The organism is Paenibacillus sp. ALE2, assembly GCF_054113385.1.
The window spans coordinates 3,883,160-3,902,812 of sequence record NZ_CM134213.1 but is presented as its reverse complement, the minus strand read 5'-3'; the positions used below and the strand labels follow the sequence as shown (position 1 = coordinate 3,902,812).

Here is a 19,653-nt window from a genome sequence, read left to right as displayed (position 1 = left end):
GCAGGCTTAGGCTTGCATCTATTCATTATACCACGATTAAAGTCAATATTATAAGAGATATTCACGCTACTCATAAGAAAAAGACGTTCTCCAGTGCTGCAACCAAGTTCGCAACGGGAGAACGCCTATATCCTGCAAGTGACATCGACTTTTAAAACGGTGAATGATGAGACTCAAGTGGTCTATACCGGTAAACAGCACCGATTATTTAAAATTAGTTTTTAATAGCTGGTAAAGGCATAACTACTACGGAAACCGGCAGATTACTACCAGCAGCTGCAGTGAAATACATCTCTACACTTTCCTCAATATGACCTGTACGATACAGTACACTCATTTCATTCGGAGCCCATACAGCACCATTTGTCGGTATGCCCACAACCTGATTGTTCACCATCGCATAGCCGGAATATTCGCCTCCACGCGGGTTGAACGCAATCAGTGAATACGGCGCTACATGGTCCAACTTAACCTTATATACAACACCAAAGTTACCAGCATTGGAAGCAGAGGAGCCGTCCAGACCGTCGGTACCAATCAGGTTCGGGTCTACCTTATTATCACCAAGAACGATACGTTGAGCTGTTTTACCAACTTCTTCGGTAAAATTGAGCGAGATATCCGAATTCGCGTATGTTCCACGGTTATGAATACCGTCCTTAGGCAGTTTTGCCAGTGTAGGCAGTACAGTCATTGGATCTGCATTTGCATCCACCATAATGACCGTATATTGGATTGGCTGATCCGTGTATAGATCGGACAAGAGAGAAATGACTTGTTTTTGTTTCATTTTTTTCTCATTCAAATCCTGCAAAATAATACGGCTTTCGCCTGGATTCAGAACCGTACTAGAACGTTTGCTTCCATCTATCATAGACTGAAAATATTTTTGAATTGAAACTTTTCCCGCAGCTGTAGCAAATTCAGATGGTCCAGCAAAACCTGAATTTTCGACATTAATATTGGTAGGCGTGATATTGTTGTTGGTCGCAATCACATACATCTTTACATCTCTACCCGTTTCATTCACATGATGGACAAGAATACGGGTACTGCCTGATCCGGTTTCCTGATATACGATACCATCCTGGAACACACGTTCCGGGCTGTTGGCACGAATCAGAAGACGTGGCGAAGATGTACTAGTCAAAGGAATGGTAGGCATTGTAGGCACCTGACTGCCATCTACACTGTATTTATCGCCATATGGCGTGAAAATTTTATTGAAATCATCTTCGTTGTACAGCAGTTCATTCGTAATTTTAATTGTTTCACTTTTGGTACCTGTTGCGCCATGCTTATCAGTCACGGTCAGTGTAATGGTTACATCACCTGGCTGGAAGAAGGCAAGTTTCTTGTTCTCCCAATCACGCTTAGTGATCGCATTCTCATCGTCAGTACTCAGGTCGGTAATGGTAATTTTTTCACCCATCTTGTACTCTTTTTTATCCGTTGTAAACAGAGCTACCGGCGGCTGGTTTGGCGGTCTTACTGTAATTGTTACTGAGTAAGGATCACTCCAGTTCCCAGCAGAGTCAAGAACGGAATAGGTAACTACATATGTACCCGGCTCCTGAAATACGTCCTGCTTACCTTCCCAACGTTGGTTCACAATCGGAAGACCTGTAGGAGAAGATTCCTTGGTCAAATACGTAACTTGAGTTTCACCCGCATAGATATCTTTTTGTTGAACCGTGAAAGAAGCTTTTGGCTTCTGATTCAAATCCATGATAACTTGTTTAGTTGTATTATTCACAGTATAAGGAATATTTAAGGCCTGCGTAATCGAGGTCAACGGTACCATAAATACGTTCTTTTGTTGGAAAGCCGGTCCCTTCATTTGTCTAGCTTCACCGTTAACCGTATAAACTTTGCTGTCTGTTTTGAAGCGTAGGACATTTGTTCCTTGGGTGATTACGGTTTCTTTGGTGGCAGTGTCATAACTAAACTGCAATCCGACACGGCTGACAAGAGAACGGATAGCTACATAGGAAACTCCGTCTTTGACTGTCATCGGCTGAGTTGCCGTATATACCTGTCCGTTTTGTTCCATTTTAGCACTGTTCAAATACAAAATCAGTTGATTCGCATTCATGGATGTTGGAGCTCCACCAGGATTGGTGATCGTTCCGTCTCCACCGTATACATCATTGGTTACGTTCGATCCGTTAGTGGTATCTGTAGGCAGCCCAGTCAATGGATCATTGGATACACCCGTGTTATCAGGTGTTACCGTATTAGCTGGTGTGCTTGTTCCATTTTGATCTCCGATACTATTCTGAACGCCGGAATCAGCAACATTGGTCGTCTGCTGGGCGCTAACCGAATCGGTGGATTGAACGCTTGTTGATGCTGCTTCTGCTCCTACAGGGGCTACTACAGCCACCTGAGCTACCGCCAAGGCGGTGAGCATGGTCCATTTCTTGAAATTCATTGTCTGTCTCCTTCTATCCCCAAATTATTATCATTCCCGTGAAAAGTCATACTATTAGACGCGACAGTTGTCAAAAAGTTTCTGGAAATTTTGACGATCATGAAAAAAAGGTAACTTTCTCCTGTGACTGCAATAAACGAAAAGAATTATCCCTTAATACATTAAAAATCTACTAAATAAATAGGCTATTAGATTTAAAGATTTGGCTTCCGATCTTGCTAATTTATTTCGTCATAAAAAGTCCTCTATTGGAATAATCTCTTTTTATTAAGCTAATTTTTGTTCATAGGTGCTTTATTTAAAACTCTCATCTTATCAACTTGTAACTATAGAGTATGGCATTTATGAATGACTGGAATATGAAAATTAACCATAAACAAAGTGAAACAATTACTTTATCGTTAGGTAGTAGTCCTCTCTTTGTGAAAAGAAAAGGTGCCCCAAGTCATCAAATCGACTTTGGGCACCCAATAAAAATGGTCATTAATCAAGGCCAAGTTAGAGAATAAGTTCCGTTATTATTATAAGTTTGAACACGAACTGTATGATAACCATATAAACCACTTACATGAAAACTAGATCCTTCACTAGGATTTCTATCACGCTGGTAGACATGTCTACCGTTACTATCATAAATATCAATACTATACAAATCTGAACTACTTGAGGCCGTATAAATCTGTACATCCAAAGACCCATTTAAATAAATAGATGCAGAAGTTTGACCCAGTTGATATGACCTTGATCCTTGAGGTGTAACTACACTTTCATTTGTTAATGTTTGTTCAATAACCGATTGTGAACTCGTGTTTGAGTTCATATTTTCTTTAGCATAGGTTAGTTGAGTAGGTACAAAACTTAAAGATAAAGTGAGAGCTGAGAGAGCAGTTAAACCTAGCAGCTTAGATTTTACCATGTTTCTTGTCTCCTTTTCTTTTATTATAATTTACAAATTCATAGTACAATAATTAGGTGAAAAAGTAAACATTTTTTTCCTTATTATTATATATATTGTTGTTTTATAATAAAAAATTCATAAAATATTGAAAATTTCAATAAAACAAGACTATTATGATTCTCTTCAGTTTCAGTAGCATAAATTTTATATTTATTTACTGTATATACTTCGACCGAAAGTTCGTGCTGTGAAATCTAAGTACATATTTTAGTAAATTTTCATTGTATCTATCAATGTTAATCAGGTACTGAAAATTACCTTTAAATACAAGAACTTAGATAACAATGAAACGTTTTTCTGAAAACTAAGAAGTGAGCAGAGCAAGAACAAGCCGATTCAAGTCGCAGCCTAAAAAAGTTTTTTTATCTTAAATATTTCAAGACAAATTAAAACAGCGTGCACCGTTTAATACTGGTGCACGCTGTATACTCATTTTTTGCTTTGCAAAACTTACTACAACATTATGATGGACGGCAAGCAGTATTCGTTCCTGCAGTCTCCAGACGACCCTCTTCAATGAGCCGGTAAGCACGTTGAACTTCTTCATCTGTAGGAGATGGAACTCCCTCCAGCGGATACGCCTTGCCGAGCATTTCCCATTTGTAAACACCCATTTGATGGTAAGGTAAAATTTCGAATTTCTCGACTCCGTTCAACGTTCCAATGAACCGTCCCAAATTGAGTAGATCTTGCTCGTCGTCATGGATACCCGGTACAAATACGTGTCTAATCCACATTTTGCGCCCTTGCTCAGACAACCAGCGGGCCGTACTTAGCATACGATCGTTGGATTTGCCTGTAAGCTTAATATGCTTGTCGTTATCAATGTGCTTAATATCTAGTAGTACCAAATCCGTTACGTCCAGTAGATCATGGATACGACCTGCATCATTAAAGCCGTTACTGTCCAATGTCGTGTGCAAATTCCAGCGACGTTTCACTTCTTTAAACAGCTCTGCTACAAAATGAGCTTGTAATGTCGGTTCTCCACCGGAAACTGTTAATCCGCCTCCCGAAGAACGGTAATAGGCTAAATATGGTTCAATCTCAGCCAATACTTCTTCTAACGTCATCGGATTACCTTCATTTAAGGCCCAAGTGTCCGGATTATGGCAATATTGACATTTCAACAAGCATCCTTGCATAAAGAGCACGAAGCGGATGCCGGGACCATCTACGGTCCCGAAGGTTTCCAATGAGTGTATGTGACCTTTCAACATGTTGCATCATCCTTCCCGCATCCGCTATGCGTGCGTCAGTGTATTATTTGATACGTAAAACTTATTTACATTGTACCGTGGAAAGTACGGTTAATAACATCCAATTGTTGCTCACGAGTCAGCTTGATAAAGTTAACGGCATAACCGGAAACACGAATCGTAAGTTGTGGATAGTTTTCTGGGTGTTCCATTGCATCCAACAGTTGTTCACGAGCAAACACATTGACATTCAGATGATGTGCGTGGCTTCCAAAGTAGCCATCCATCATCGAAACAAGGTTTGTTTTGCGTGTTTCTTCTTCTTTACCCAGTGCTTTAGGCACGATGGAGAAGGTATTCGAGATACCATCTAAGCTGTGTTCATAAGGCAATTTGGCTACGGAACTCAGAGATGCCAGAGCACCTTTTTTATCACGACCATGCATTGGGTTCGCACCTGGTGCGAACGGTTCGCCTGCTTTACGTCCATCAGGTGTTGTACCTGTTTTCTTACCGTATACCACGTTGGAAGTAATGGTCAGTACAGATTGAGTAGGAACCGCATTACGATAAGCTTTATGTTTGCGGATCATGCTCATGAAGCTTTCTACCAGTTCTACAGCGATAGTATCTACGCGGTCATCATTGTTACCGTAGCAAGGATATTCGCCTTCGATTTCAAAGTCAACAGCAATTCCTTTTTCGTTGCGAATTGGTTTAACTTTTGCATATTTAATGGCGCTCAAGGAGTCGGTAGCAACTGACAGACCCGCAATACCACAAGCCATGGTACGAAGAATATCACGGTCATGCAACGCCATTTCAATGCGTTCGTAGCTATATTTATCATGCATATAGTGAATAACATTCAAAGTGTTCATGTACAGTTTTGCCAGCCATTCCATCATAGGTTTGAAACGGCTCAACACTTCTTCGTAATCCAGCACTTCACTTGTAATGGCTGGGAACTCAGGTCCTACTTGAACGCCGGATTTTTCATCCTTACCGCCGTTAATGGCATACAGTAGAGCTTTTGCCAAGTTGGCACGAGCGCCAAAGAATTGCATTTGTTTACCGATTCTCATAGCGGATACACAACAAGCAATACCATAATCATCGCCGTAGATTGGACGCATCAAATCGTCATTTTCATATTGAATGGAGCTAGTTTCAATAGAAACTTTTGCACAATATTTTTTAAAGCCCTCAGGCAGTTTTTCTGACCACAGTACAGTCAAGTTAGGTTCTGGAGCAGGTCCTAAGTTGTACAGTGTGTGTAAGAAGCGGAAGCTGTTTTTGGTAACACGAGTTTCTCCAGTGACAGACATACCACCAATGGATTCTGTTACCCAAGTTGGGTCACCACTGAACAGTTCGTTGTAGTCAGGTGTACGCAGGAACTTAACAATACGCAGTTTCATAACAAAATGATCGACCAGTTCCTGAGCTTGTTCTTCGTTCATCGCACCTTCCTCAAGATCACGTTGAGTATAAATATCAAGGAATGAAGATACACGTCCCAAGGACATTGCTGCACCATTTTGTTCTTTAATCGCTGCAAGATATCCAAAATATACCCATTGGAAAGCTTCTTTTGCATTGTTAGCTGGTTTAGAAATATCAAAACCGTGCTCAGCAGCCATTTGTTTCAATTCATTCAAAGCACGAATTTGTTCAGAAATTTCTTCACGCAGACGGATTACGTCTTCTTCCATGGAATCAACTTCAAGGCTTTTCAATTGAAGTTTTTTATCTTGGATCAAGAAGTCTGCACCATACAGAGCTACGCGACGATAGTCACCGATTATACGACCACGACCGTATGCATCTGGCAGACCAGTAATGATGCCAGCTTTACGAGCTGCTCTCATTTCATCTGTATAAGCGTCAAATACACCTTGGTTGTGTGTTTTACGAATATGAGTGAAAATGTCAACAATGCTTTGTGGCACTTCAAAACCATAGGCTTTACAAGCATCGATCATCATCCGAATTCCACCAAACGGCTGCAAAGAACGTTTGAATGGAGCATCTGTTTGTACGCCGACAACTTGTTCTTTGTCCTTGTCCAAATAGCCTGGTTTATGTGAAATAATGGTGGATGGCGTATTTACGTCTACATCAAGAACGCCGCCGTTTGCCAACTCTTTTTTAGTAAGATCAGATACAATTTCCCACAATGCAGTTGTATTGGCGGTAGGACCAACCAAAAATTCTTCATTGCCCACATAAGGTGAGATATTTGTTTCAATAAAATCGTTGACGTTAACTTCTTTAGTCCATTTTCCTTTTTTAAAACCTCTCCAGCCAGATTGTTGCTCTTGTAATTCTCTCTCAATCACCGACATGTAAATCCCTCCAAATTGTTTGGTCTTCCGGACTTGTGATTTTTTTCACGTTTAAACTATTTCTTGAGCCCGGCCTTTTCACCGATGCCTTACGCTCAGTGTCGGGACCTTTCTTACACTCTTATTGTAGAATAATGATAGAGTGTAGTATGTGACAAAAATCACAATATGAGTGATTTTTGTCACTTTATTTTCCCTAGCTTCACGCATATACCTCTAGCCTTGCCGTTCACCTCCCTTCCCAAACCAAGAGGCTCTCTATATAGAGAGCCTGCATTGGTATTGTATAGGAAAATGCTTAGTTACAAGCCTCTTCATACTATTATATTATTGATCAAAGCGTCCGTAGAAGGCATTACGGTATACATCAGCCAATTCAGTAACCAGCGGCAGCTTTGGATTTGCAGTTGTACATTGATCCTCAAAAGCGCGGTCAGCCAAATAATCTACACGTGATTCAAAGTCTTTTGGATCGAAACCAAGTTGTTGGAACGATTCCTCGATACCGAGTGTTTTGTTCAACTTACGGATCGCGTCAATTAAGCTGTTAACCCCTTCTTCAGTGGTACGTGCAGGCAGTCCCAGTATGCGTGCGATTTCTGCATAGCGCTCATCTGCAACAAAGTGCGAATATTTAGGGAACGATGCAAATTTTGTCGGTTTTTTCGCATTGTAGCGAATAACGTGCGGCAGCAAGATAGCATTCGTGCGGCCATGCGCTGTATGGTATTGTCCGCCCCATTTATGTGCGAGACTATGGTTAATCCCCAAGAATGCATTAGCAAACGCCATACCTGCAAGTGTAGAAGCATTATGCATTTTTTCGCGAGCCAGCTTATCAGCAGTCAGAGCCGATTGCTCCAGGTATTGGAATACCAGTTGAATAGCTTTAATTGCCAGACCATCTGTATAATCATTGGCCATTACAGACACATAAGCCTCGATAGCATGGGTCAGAACGTCCATACCTGTATCGGCTACAGCAGTTTTAGGCAGCGAATATACAAACACAGGGTCAATAATTGCCACATCAGGAGTCAACTCATAGTCAGCCAGCGGGTACTTCGTGTTGCCCAGGTTTTTGTCCGTAATAACTGCAAACGATGTAACTTCCGAACCTGTACCCGAAGTTGTAGGGATAGCCACAAATTGTGCTTTTTGACCCAGACGTGGGTACTTGTAAATCCGTTTACGGATATCCATGAATTTTTGTTTCAAGTTATTGAAATCAGTATCCGGATATTCATAGAACATCCACATGCCTTTAGCAGCATCCATTGGCGAACCGCCGCCGAGTGCGATGATGCAATCCGGTTGGAAACGTCTCATCATTTCAGTACCGCGCTCTACCGTAACTGTCGATGGATCTGGCTCTACTTCGGAGAACACTTCAATAGCAACCGGTGTTTGACGCTGGTGCAAATAATGGATGACACGGTCCACATATCCGAGTTTCACCATCATAGGGTCAGTGATAATGGCTACACGTGTGATATCAGGCATTTTAGCAAGATACTGTGTCGAATTTTTTTCAAAATAGATTTTGGAAGGTACTTTGAACCATTGCATATTCACCGTCCGTTTCGCCACCCTTTTCACATTAATCAAGTTAACTGCAGATACGTTCGACGAAGTCGAGTTACGACCGTACGAACCGCAACCAAGTGTCAACGAAGGAAGGTTGGTGTTGTAAATATCACCGATTGCGCCATGTGTGGAAGGTGCATTTACAATGATACGTCCTGTTTGCAAACGGTCTGCGAAGCGAGCAATAACATCCTCATCTTGCGAATGGATAGCTGACGAGTGACCCATACCGCCGAACTCTACGACTTCAGCAGCACGTTGGATACCTTGCTCTGCATTTTTTACTTTGTAGCAAGCCAATACCGGACTCAATTTTTCCGCAGATAATGGGAATTTGGTTCCTACTCCTTCAATTTCAGCGACCAAAATTTTGGTTCCTGCCGGTACTGTAATACCGCTCATTTCAGCGATTTTTACAGCAGACTGGCCGACAATGGCCGGGTTCACTGCACATTTTTCTACATTCATAGCTCCTTGAGTGAGCTTAGCTGCCTCTTCTTTATTTACAAAGTAGCAACCATTAGCAATCATCAATTTCTTCACTTGCTCGAAGATAGGCTCTTCAATAATTACAGCTTGTTCCGAAGCACAAATCATACCGTTATCAAAAGATTTAGAAAGGATAAGGTCGTTCACGGCCTGTTTGATATCGGCTGTTTTCTCAATAAAGCAAGGTACGTTACCAGGACCTACGCCAAGTGCAGGTTTACCACAGCTATAAGCTGCCTTAACCATGCCTGATCCACCAGTTGCCAAAATCAACGCTACATCAGAGTGGTTCATCAGTACATTTGTTTTATCCATCGAAGGTGCTTCAATCCATTGAATACAATCCGCTGGAGCACCATGTTTAACAGCTGCTTCAAGCAAGACGCGGGCTGCTTCCGCACTACACGATTGAGCAGATGGATGGAAGCCGAAAATGATTGGGTTACGTGTTTTAATGGCAATTAACGCTTTGAACATCGTAGTCGAAGTTGGGTTTGTTACTGGAGTAATCCCCATGATAATACCGACTGGTTCAGCTATCTTTTGAAAACTATCAAAGTCATTGTCTTCAATGACACCGACGGTTTTCTCATTTTTGATGCTATGGTAGACATATTCTGTTGCAAACATGTTTTTGGTGATTTTGTCCTCGTACACACCGCGTCCTGTTTCTTCAACAGCCAACTTCGCGAGGTGCATGTGCTTATCCATCCCTGCGAGTGCCATAGCTTGTACGATTTCGTCAATCTGCTCCTGATTCATACTCATGAAAGCTTGCTGTGCCCGGTTCGCCCGGTCAATCAGCGTTTGAATATACTGCTCTGCGCTTTGCTCTTTTTGGATAACCTCGTTTTTAACAGCCATTTCCCTCATCCTCCTGTTATCTCGTGTACTATCTCTTGTTCACGCACTGATCGTAACACAGCTTTCTAAGATATTTTGTGATTTTTTTCACAATCTATTTAAAATTTTATTTTATGAAGTGAATTAAATCACAAAGTTTGGAATTCTGCCACTTTTACCCCCTCATCTTGCCCCAAAAACGCATTGCACAGGTATATAATGAATTTGAATTGATCAAGTTGCAGATAAAATAACATAGGATACAAAGGGGAAATGGACGATGAGAAACCCTACAAATGTAATGGAAGCCCGCGGCAACACCTGTTGCTTCTCGGAGGCCAGCTTCAACCGGCTGCAAGTGATGATGAAAGATCGAGTTATGCCAGAAAGTTCGCATCTGTTCTGGGAAGGAGATACAGCGGATAAGCTGTTTTATATTAAGCGCGGACGCGTAAAAGTGACCAAAACTACGGATGAGGGTAAGGAACTTATTCTATATATGTATCAAAGCGGCGATCTTGTTGGTCAAGCTGATCCTTTCTTCGGCACTAAGCATTCCTTTTCTGCTGAGGTTCTGGAGGACAGTGATATTGGCGTAATCGATCATACAGATTTGGAGTTGCTTATTTGTCAGCATTGTGATTTTGCGATTGACTTTATGAAATGGATGGGATCGCATCACCGCATTACCCAGACCAAGTTCCGCGATTTGATGATGTACGGCAAGCCTGGCGCTCTATGTTCCACACTCATCCGACTATGCAACACCTATGGTGAGCCTCACGGCGACTATATTCTGATTCATAAAAAGATTACTCATACTGACTTATCAAATATGATCGGTGCTACCCGGGAAAGTGTAAATCGGATGCTCAGTGATCTGCGTAAGAAAAATGCAGTCGAATACGATAATGGTATGATTGTTGTCAAGGATTTGGAAATGCTGCAAGGTGTATGTCATTGTGAATTGTGCCCACGTGAGATTTGCCGGATATAATAAATTTTTTTAATGTAAAAGGGAGTGCTGTAAGCCATTATTAGCTTATAACACTCCCTAATTTTATTCCACTCCCCATTTTTTAGAGAACGGACGGGACAGTAACAAAGCACATAACTCGACCTTCTTCTGCCTACCCACTTTAAAACTGCAAACATAGATAACTTAAATTTCCCATCTCATAGCTTCTATGGATGACCTTAGCTTTGTTTGCAGGGTCGCCACTACCCATTGCAATAAACAACGGTACAAAGTGTTCTGCTCTAGGTACAGCCTGACGAGCATACGGCGCTTCGCTTTCATAGTGATCTAAAGCTTCTATATCTCCGCTTTGCACTTTTTCGATAATCCAGTCATCAAAATCAATTGCCCAACGTTCCGTTTTCGTTTCTCCCCATTTGACAATACGCAGATTATGGACAGTCACGCCACTGCCAATGACCAGAATATCTTGTTCTCCCAACTCACGCAGCACTTCACCAATGGCAAATTGTGCTTTGGGCGAGAGGTACGGATTTACGGAAATCTGAACTACCGGAATGTCTGCCTCAGGATACATACGATGCAACAATGTCCAGGAACCATGATCCAGTCCCCTCACCCGATCAGTTTGTACATCGATGCCGTTTTGTTCATATAACTTTTTCAACTTATTAGCTAGTTCAACAGAACCATGTGCTGGATATTTCACTTCGTACAGTTCCGGTGGAAAGCCTCCAAAATCATAAATTGTATCGTATATGTCATCCATTGAACTAATCGTTAACATTTGTGTCTCCCAGTGAGCTGTAAAGATAACAATCGCCTTAGGACAACTGCTCTAAAAATGCAGTATAGTCCGTCTGTTCAATAGCAAGCATAGGTGATCCGTGGGCTAAAAATAAAGATGGTATCATTAAAATCTCCTTATCGTATACAGTTTATTTTATTCATATAGTAACTTTATGTAAGTTATAATACATAAGTAATAGAGTAATGTCAATCTCGATGCCAGCATATACTCAAAGATCAGCAATTTCTTTAAATAAAGATTGATATAGGTATAAAGTCATAGTAATATGTAACTAATAAATTTTAAAATACTACTATATTCCGATACAAAGGACTGGTTTCTATGGAGATACATACTTCGAATTACCCAAAATGCGGTTCCATTTTCCGTCAAAATCTTAGAAACCTGTGTAGCACTTGTATTCAAGAAGAAAATATATTCTTTGACCGCTGTTCTAACTATCTATGGAGGCATCCTTCTACTCATACCCGCCAACTCAGTGATGTGACTGGCACACCTATGGATTTGCTCACAGATTGGGTAAGAGCAGGCAAATTTCCCTCCACATACAGTCAGCTTGATTATCCTTGCGAGTCTTGCCGTTCTCCCATTTATGCAGGAAGACTTTGCCACTCGTGCTTAGGCACATTTCGTACAGCCGCACTGGATATTCAATCCCGTGTCCCCCGCCGTACAACAGCCGGAGTATTCTCAGTAGCAGGCCGTGCTAAAAGCTATTAAGCCGTACTGCCTATCACAAAATAAAAAAACAGCCTTTTTCCTAGGAAAAGGCTGTTTTGCTATGAAAAACACTTAATGAGTTTGGTGATCATCTAATCCATTCCTCAGCCCAAAATTGAATCTGCTCCATAACCGGCTGAAGTGCACGACCTTTGGTGGTTAGCTCATATTCAATGCGGACAGGAGTTTCCGGATATACATGGCGTGTAAGAATCCCTTCATTTTCCAGATCCTTCATCCGCTCTGATAACATTTTGTCACTCATTGTGGGAATCAGATTGGAAATATCCTTAAACCGCTTGGGACCGCTCATCATGGATTGAATAATCAATCCATTCCAGCGCTTACCTAGACATGAAAAGGCGGTTTCAAAGCGCGGACACATTTTTGTAAATTGCGGTTGACTCTCCAAATTTTTCACCTTCTTTTGCATTTCGGTTTGATAAAGCTTTCCTTTTGTTAGTATATATCATTTTAGCATACTTTATCCCGAAAGAAAACACTTTCTTAAATTTAATTACCTGTGATGATAAAGTTGCCATGACCAAAACTGATTATACAACAAACCAATGCGGCAGGTATATGTCTAATTCGTTAAATACAAAAAGGCGGAATCCCAGAGGTTCCGCCTGTAAATCTGTTCTTTATAGAATTTATCATAATATGATAATTGTAACTATACCAACACTCCACCAAGAGGCCTTACTGGTTCACTCCTACCATATATTGGTTTTTTATTACTTGTCGGAGAAGCCCAACGGATGCTGTTAGCAATGACCTTCAAAATATCAGGTTGGTAATAAGTTGGATAGGTTTCATGCCCTGGTCTGAAATAAAATATTTTACCACTGCCTCGATGGAAGGTGCATCCAGTTCTAAATACTTCGCCGCCTTCAAAGTTACTGATAAAGACCAGTTCATCCGGCGCAGGAATATCAAAGAACTCTCCATACATCTCTTCCTGCTCTAAGAGAATTTTGGCGTCTATCCCTTCTGCAATGGGATGTGACGGATTTACTGACCAAATAATCTCCTGCTCTCCTGCAACTCTCCATTTTAAATCACAACTGGTGCCCATCAGAGCTTTAAATGGCTTAGAAAAATGGCCTGAGTGCAGTACGATGAGGCCCATCCCTTCCTGCACACGCTTGACGACACGCGCTGTAACTTCATCGCTCACCTGATCGTGGGCTTTATGTCCCCACCACAGCAGCACATCTGTGGAATTGAGGATTTCTTCTCCCAAACCATGCTCGGCATTATCACGCAGAGTAGCTGTTCGAATGGCAAAACCTTCATCTGCCAAGCCGTCAGCCAATGCTTGGTGTATGCCGTTAGGATAAATCCGTTTGGCTTCTTCATTTAACTTCTCGTTCAGAAATTCATTCCAAATGGTGACGTTAATCATCACAGTTCCCCCTATTAGGTTAGACCCACCACATCTCGCTAAGCGGTTCTTCAATCAGGACCTGGCGAAGATTATGGACAGCCTTAGTAAAGCCTTCTTCTACAGACATCAGACCGTCTTCATGCTCAATACTCACTACATAATCGTATCCCACCAGACGCAGAGCACTGATAATATCTGCCCAGGTTTTTACATCATGACCATAGCCCACAGTACGGAACTGCCATGCACGATCTAACATATTCGTATACTCCTGCATATCAGTAAGTCCGTATTTATTAACATTGATCGGATCAATCGTCGTATCCTTGGCATGGAAATGGTGGATGGCTCCCTCTCGGCCCAAAATTTGAACCGCCTGTACGGGATCAATTCCCTGCCACCACATATGGCTCGGGTCCAAATTAGCACCAATGACCTCTCCTGCCGCTTCACGCAAACGAAGTAAGGTTGCTGGTGTATGCACGGAGAAGCCCCCGTGTAACTCCAGCCCTATTTTAACATGGTGATCTGCTGCAAATTTACCTGTCTCGGTCCAGTAAGGAATAATTTTATTTTCCCATTGCCACTTCAATACTTCTTGAAAATCATTAGGCCACGGAGCTACGGGCCAGTTTGGATACTTCGCGTCCTCGTGATCCCCCGGACAGCCTGAGAAAGTGTTCACAACAGGAACTTCCAGCTTTTCCGCCAATCGGACTGTTTTCAAAAATGCATCATGATCTGCCTGTGCCAAATGCTTTTGCGGGTGAAGAGGATTGCCATGACAGCTAAGCGCGCTAATCGTTAGTCCGCGAGATTCTACTGCCTTTTTAAAATTTTTGAGCGCCGTATCGTTCTCCAGCAGCTCATCAGGCTTGCAATGCTTATCTCCCGGGTTGCCACCTGTTCCAATTTCTACAGCATCCAATCCCTGAGAAGCCACATAATCCAGCGCCTCCTCCAGCGAACGTCCACCAAACAGCACCATAAATACTCCAAGTTTCAAAAGAAATCCCTCCCTGTATCATATGTGAAAAAAGCTGCTTTCATTATAGTGATTGTCTATTCGGGATAATTACAGGCTTAGTCAAAGTAAACTGCTTTTCCCGTGCGGGCCGATTCATAGATGGCTTCCAAAATTTCAGTAACAACCAGTGCCTGCTCCGGCTTCACAAGAAGTTCTTTGTCGTCCAGAATAGATTCGATCCACAGACGGGCTTCACGGTCTGCTTCATTTTCCGTTTCACCGGAGTAAAAGGCAACTCCTCCTGCATTCAGATCTATTTTTGTATCAAACAAACGGCTATTTTTTTCTCCGTTAATGCGCAATCCATCCTGCATATCTGCTCCGCCTTCGGTACCGCATAACAACGTCTTGGCTTCACCAAACTCTACAACATTTAATGCCCAGCTGGATTCCAATACAATTGTAGCTCCATTTTGCATGGTGATGAATCCAAAAGCTGAGTCCTCTACTTTAAATTCATCAGGATTCCACGGTCCAAAAGCGTTTGCTGCATTTTTTCGGTCTCCCAGCTTATGGAAGGTTGAACCTAGTACGCTTTTAGGCTTGTAATTATCCATCAGCCAAAGTGTCAGGTCGAGTGCGTGTGTGCCGATATCAATAAGCGGGCCACCCCCCTGTTTCTCTTCATCCAAGAACACTCCCCAGGTTGGAACCGCACGGCGGCGTAGAGCAATGGCTTTACCCAGATAAATCTCACCAAGCTCTCCTTGCTCGACCAATTGCTTCAGATACAGACTGTCATCACGATAACGATTTTGATAAGCAATGGACAGCTTTTTGCCTGTACGGTTGGCCGCATCAAGCATTTCCCGTGCCTGCTCAGCAGTTTTAGCCATCGGCTTTTCACATAGCACATGCTTACCTGCCTCCAGCGCCGCTACTGTAATTTCTGAGTGCGAGTCGTTAGGGGTACATACATGTACAACTTCAATGTCTTTATTTTCTAGCAACTGACGGTAATCGCTATAAACTTGCGATCCTTCTGCACCATACTTTTCAGCAGCCTCTTCAGCACGTTCTGGTATAATGTCACAGAAAGCAATGATTTCTGCTCTCTTTTGCTTGGCAAGACTCGGCAAGTGTTTGCCGTTGGCAATGCCCCCACAACCGATAATCCCGATCTTTAGTGTTTTAGACATGAATATTTCCTCCTTGAGCTGCGTATTGTTGGAGCCACTTCATACTGGTTTCAATGCTTTCGATTGGAGGATTTGAGCTGAAATCCTGTTCCACGACAACCCAATCCACACCTGCTTCAATAGCGGCGTCTGTAATAGCCTGAAGCTGCACTTCTCCTTTGCCTAACTCTACAGTAATTGCTTTCTGCTGCTCGTCACGTGCCATATCCTTTAAGTGAATGATAGGTAGGCGTCCACGATATCGTCCGATGTATTCCACTGGATCATAGCCTCCATAGTATACCCAACAAGTATCCATTTCGACCTGTAACAAATCATCGGGAACCGCATCATATAGAGCATCGAATACCGGGCGATCATTGATTTTCTCTGTTAGTTCAAAATCATGATTGTGATAGGCGAGTATCAACCCATGCTCCTTTACTTTTTCACCAATATGATTCAGATTAACAAAAAGGTCATCCCACTCCCGCTCTTCTTCGGTTAAATAAGGAACAATGAGGTATTTATTGCCCAATTCTTTGTGATATGCAATTTCCTCATCCAAATGATGCAGCAAGCGGCTGTATTGTATATGGGTTCCGACAACCTCCAGATTCAGCTCATCCAAAAGCGCTCTGACATCCTTGGCACTACGTCCGAAAAAGTTATGAAACTCAACCCCTTTGTAGCCCAGCTCAGCTACCTTGCGCAATGTACCTTCAAAATCCTGTTCAAGCTCTTCCCTAACTGTGTATAATTGCAATCCTACTTTAGTCATTCTCCTTCACCTCTTTGTCAGGATGAATTTCCGTTATATCTGTTCCATTACACCTGCTTGCCCGCCTCTGGTATCGCACATCTGCAGTGCCTGGCAGCCAGGTACCGGCAGATAAAATGCAAGCTCCATCTCAGGCCGAAGCATCGATCCATCCACTTTGTATACGTTTTCAACACTCAATTTATCGACCCTCTCCTTGGCCCTTCCATTCAATAGATCACCAAAGGTCACTACTTCAAAGGGCGGGTTGGTTTGGAGAATTTTAAGATATACCAAGCTAGTGTTACCACAGCTGATAATCCCGGCCTTGATTCGTTTTACGTCTTCACACTCCTTGGCCTCTAACATGTACTTTCTCATCTAACATGTAAGCTTTACAGTTCACATGGTATTCTATTTTGCTTTCGTTTAAAATGAATAATATGATTAAAACATGAACAATCTGGTCAATATTTGAAACATCCATATGCCCAAAGGAGTCATCATCATGTCTATCATTGAGCCTTGCCAGGTTCTTACCGCAGGCTATTCCTTCCACCGTAAGCCCTTTTATTCGAACCAGCCTGATGGAATCAAAAATTATTTATTCCGTCTGCAAACAGATGGACGCTGTCAAGCACGCATTGACGGGAAAATGACACGGATTGAGGCAGGTGATCTGCTGCTGTTCAATCCAACCGAGCCTTATGAACTGGATATTCACAGTGAGTTGAATCCCATGGGAGAACAGGTTGTTGAAAGTGGGGATTATCACATTTTTTTCGGTGGTCCGTGGGTAGATGAGTGGTGGAATCATCACAAACGTCCCAACCGAATTAAGGTTCAACTCACAGAAGCCCTGCTTGGTCTATTTCGTCAGCTCGTGTTGGAGCAGCGACGTATTTCTAATCCTTACCCGGAAATATCAAGCTATTACATACGCATTTTATGTTTGGAGTTTGACCGTATACTATCCGAGCAACCCATTGCTACTCATCATAACTATCTTGCTTATCAGATAAAAAATTATATTGAAGAAAATGCATCATCTAATTTTAAGCTGGATGATGTCTCTTCACATGTTGGAATCAGCGTATCACGAGCGGTACACCTTTTTAAAGAAACGTTCGATACGAGCATTATGCAGTACACACTGGACATCAGGCTCAACATGGCAAGGGAGCGTATCATTTTCAGTCCCATGTCACTGGAACAAGCCGCCGAATCGTCAGGATTTGCTAACTACACATACTTTCATCGTGTATTTCGTTCCCGCTTTGGTATGTCGCCCAAGGAATTCAGGTTGATTCACCGCGAGCAATTGTAGGAAAAAGAGAGCGTTCAGGGGAACGCTCTCTTTTTTTATAACAATATACCGATACTACTCACATACCACAATCTGTTTTTACGGAGCAATTGTCAGCATCACTACCGACATCGGCGGCAGCGTAACATCCAAATGCTGATCTTGCAGTTGATAAGATGTAAAAGCTTCCTTTTTCACACGCTCTGGCTGATCAAATGTATTATGTGCCTGCATATCGTCACTGGCTAAGACAACACCAATGATCTCCTTAACCTCTTCGAGTCCTCTTAGCTCAAGGCTCAAATTTGTCGATTCACCTGGATGGACGTTGCATAAGCTTATATGAATAAAGCCATCTTGTGCCTTAGAGGCGGACACACTTACTTGTGGGATGGAATCTCCATCATACTCATAGTTGCCTACCTTCGCATGAATAGCCAGTGCTTGTGCATCCTGATGCACTTTGAACATTTCAAATACATGGTATGTCGGGGTCAACAGCATAGCAGGGCCTTCTGTCAAAACCATCGCTTGCAAAACGTTGACCATTTGAGCAATGTTGGTCATTTGCACACGATCATGATGATTATGGAATATGTGCAGGTGTAGTCCGGCTACCAGCGCATCCCGCATCGTATTTTGCTGATAAAGGAAGCCAGGATTGGTACCCGGCTCGGTCAGGAACCAAGTTCCCCATTCATCGACGATCAGCCCGACCCGTTTGTCAGGATCATATTGGTCCATAATGGCAGAGTGACGAGTAATCAGTTCATCCATATGCAATGATTTTTTCATCGTCTCAAACCATTCTGCTTCATCAAAACCAACTGCGTGTCGTTTCCCTTCCCAACTCCCCGGAATTGTGTAGTTGTGTAGACTCAAACCGTCCATCAGATGCCCGGCTTCGCGCATCAGCACTTCGGTCCAACGGTAATCATCCACATTCGCCCCACCAGCTATTCGATAAATGCGATTCTCTCCATAGTTACGGACATATGTCTGATAGCGGCGATACAAGTCGGCATAATATTCAGGGCGCATGTTACCGCCACAGCCCCAGTTTTCGTTACCTACTCCAAAATATTTGAGCTTCCAAGGTTTTTCACGACCGTTTTCCTGACGCCATGCAGCCATAGGGGACTCCCCGTCAAAGGTCATGTACTCTACCCACTCCGACATTTCCTGCACTGTACCACTGCCTACATTCCCACAAATATACGGCTCTGCATTCAATAGCTCACACAGCTGGAAAAACTCATGTGTACCAAAATGGTTATTTTCAACCACACCGCCCCAGTGCGTATTTACCATTCTTTTGCGGTTTTCTTTCGGTCCAATCCCATCTTTCCAATGATATTCATCCGCAAAACAGCCCCCAGGCCAGCGCAGCACAGGAATGTTCAGCTGTTTCAGCGCTTCTACCACATCATTTCGAATTCCGTCAGTGTGAGGGATTGGAGAGTCCTGTCCCACCCATAAGCCTTCATAAATGCATCGTCCAAGATGCTCAGCAAATTGCCCATAAATATTTTTATTAATTATGCCCTGTTCCCAATCGGTATTTACAATAACAGAACCCTTCACAACAAACCCTCCCAAAACATTAAGATTGTTGGAATACCACATAATGATTACGCTTTCATAACGGTATAAATTACACTCTCACTACCGTTACTTTTTGGAC

Annotated in this window: 14 protein-coding genes and 1 pseudogene; 2 read left to right on the top strand and 13 right to left on the bottom strand. The window is 42.5% G+C overall.

Features of this window, described 5'->3' with window-relative positions; translation table 11 throughout:
* Positions 1 to 214: 214 nt before the first annotated feature.
* From ACXHJ1_RS16930 to adhE, 5 genes are all read right to left on the bottom strand, one after another.
* Complete coding sequence (locus tag ACXHJ1_RS16930; protein WP_457904944.1) at positions 215 to 2,434, bottom strand: copper amine oxidase N-terminal domain-containing protein; 2,220 nt, start codon at positions 2,432 to 2,434, stop codon at positions 215 to 217.
* A 487-nt stretch (positions 2,435 to 2,921) separates the two neighbouring features.
* On the bottom strand, positions 2,922 to 3,350 hold the full coding sequence (locus ACXHJ1_RS16925; protein WP_017427487.1) for a hypothetical protein: 429 nt from the start codon (positions 3,348 to 3,350) through the stop codon (positions 2,922 to 2,924).
* A 503-nt stretch (positions 3,351 to 3,853) separates the two neighbouring features.
* Entirely contained in the window at positions 3,854 to 4,612 is a 759-nt protein-coding gene (pflA, locus tag ACXHJ1_RS16920; protein ID WP_013371803.1) for a pyruvate formate-lyase-activating protein, read from the bottom strand.
* A gap of 65 nt (positions 4,613 to 4,677) precedes the next feature.
* Positions 4,678 to 6,939, bottom strand: coding sequence for a formate C-acetyltransferase (gene pflB / locus ACXHJ1_RS16915; RefSeq protein ID WP_016822312.1), 2,262 nt, complete (start codon positions 6,937 to 6,939; stop codon positions 4,678 to 4,680).
* 327 nt (positions 6,940 to 7,266) lie between these two features.
* Positions 7,267 to 9,879: a bifunctional acetaldehyde-CoA/alcohol dehydrogenase gene (gene adhE, locus ACXHJ1_RS16910; protein ID WP_017427486.1), complete on the bottom strand. Its 2,613-nt coding sequence runs from the start codon at positions 9,877 to 9,879 to the stop codon at positions 7,267 to 7,269.
* A 259-nt stretch (positions 9,880 to 10,138) separates the two neighbouring features.
* Between adhE and ACXHJ1_RS16905 the strand changes: the two genes are divergently transcribed.
* Positions 10,139 to 10,855, top strand: coding sequence for a Crp/Fnr family transcriptional regulator (locus ACXHJ1_RS16905; protein WP_014599995.1), 717 nt, complete (start codon positions 10,139 to 10,141; stop codon positions 10,853 to 10,855).
* Between the two features lie 142 nt (positions 10,856 to 10,997).
* On the opposite strand, the pseudogene ACXHJ1_RS16900 reads toward ACXHJ1_RS16905, so the two are convergent.
* The 7 genes and pseudogenes from ACXHJ1_RS16900 to ACXHJ1_RS16870 all read right to left on the bottom strand — a co-directional run bounded on the left by ACXHJ1_RS16900 (position 10,998) and on the right by ACXHJ1_RS16870 (position 17,032).
* A pseudogene (locus ACXHJ1_RS16900) lies at positions 10,998 to 11,751 on the bottom strand (DODA-type extradiol aromatic ring-opening family dioxygenase).
* 705 nt (positions 11,752 to 12,456) lie between these two features.
* Positions 12,457 to 12,801: a winged helix-turn-helix transcriptional regulator gene (locus ACXHJ1_RS16895; RefSeq protein WP_013371810.1), complete on the bottom strand. Its 345-nt coding sequence runs from the start codon at positions 12,799 to 12,801 to the stop codon at positions 12,457 to 12,459.
* Positions 12,802 to 13,044: 243 nt separating this feature from the next.
* Positions 13,045 to 13,776 (bottom strand): ThuA domain-containing protein, encoded by a 732-nt coding sequence (locus ACXHJ1_RS16890; RefSeq protein ID WP_031461699.1) that lies wholly within the window; start codon positions 13,774 to 13,776, stop codon positions 13,045 to 13,047.
* A 19-nt stretch (positions 13,777 to 13,795) separates the two neighbouring features.
* On the bottom strand, positions 13,796 to 14,764 hold the full coding sequence (locus tag ACXHJ1_RS16885) for a sugar phosphate isomerase/epimerase family protein (protein WP_016822316.1): 969 nt from the start codon (positions 14,762 to 14,764) through the stop codon (positions 13,796 to 13,798).
* A gap of 77 nt (positions 14,765 to 14,841) precedes the next feature.
* Positions 14,842 to 15,924, bottom strand: coding sequence for a Gfo/Idh/MocA family protein (locus ACXHJ1_RS16880; RefSeq protein ID WP_016822317.1), 1,083 nt, complete (start codon positions 15,922 to 15,924; stop codon positions 14,842 to 14,844).
* A complete protein-coding gene (locus ACXHJ1_RS16875; protein WP_031461700.1) occupies positions 15,917 to 16,684 on the bottom strand; it encodes a sugar phosphate isomerase/epimerase family protein in 768 nt (255 codons plus the stop codon). The genes ACXHJ1_RS16880 and ACXHJ1_RS16875 overlap by 8 nt, the downstream gene beginning before the upstream one ends.
* Before the next feature lie 33 nt (positions 16,685 to 16,717).
* Positions 16,718 to 17,032, bottom strand: a complete 315-nt coding sequence (locus ACXHJ1_RS16870) for a hypothetical protein (protein ID WP_457904943.1) — start codon at positions 17,030 to 17,032, stop codon at positions 16,718 to 16,720.
* Positions 17,033 to 17,171: 139 nt separating this feature from the next.
* Between ACXHJ1_RS16870 and ACXHJ1_RS16865 the strand changes: the two genes are divergently transcribed.
* Positions 17,172 to 17,990, top strand: a complete 819-nt coding sequence (locus tag ACXHJ1_RS16865) for an AraC family transcriptional regulator (protein WP_013371816.1) — start codon at positions 17,172 to 17,174, stop codon at positions 17,988 to 17,990.
* Positions 17,991 to 18,068: 78 nt separating this feature from the next.
* Here the strand turns inward: ACXHJ1_RS16865 and ACXHJ1_RS16860 are convergent, their stop codons facing one another.
* The gene (locus ACXHJ1_RS16860) at positions 18,069 to 19,553 is read right to left on the bottom strand and encodes an alpha-N-arabinofuranosidase (RefSeq protein WP_457904942.1); all 1,485 of its coding nucleotides are present in this window, start codon (positions 19,551 to 19,553) and stop codon (positions 18,069 to 18,071) included.
* Positions 19,554 to 19,653: the final 100 nt, after the last annotated feature.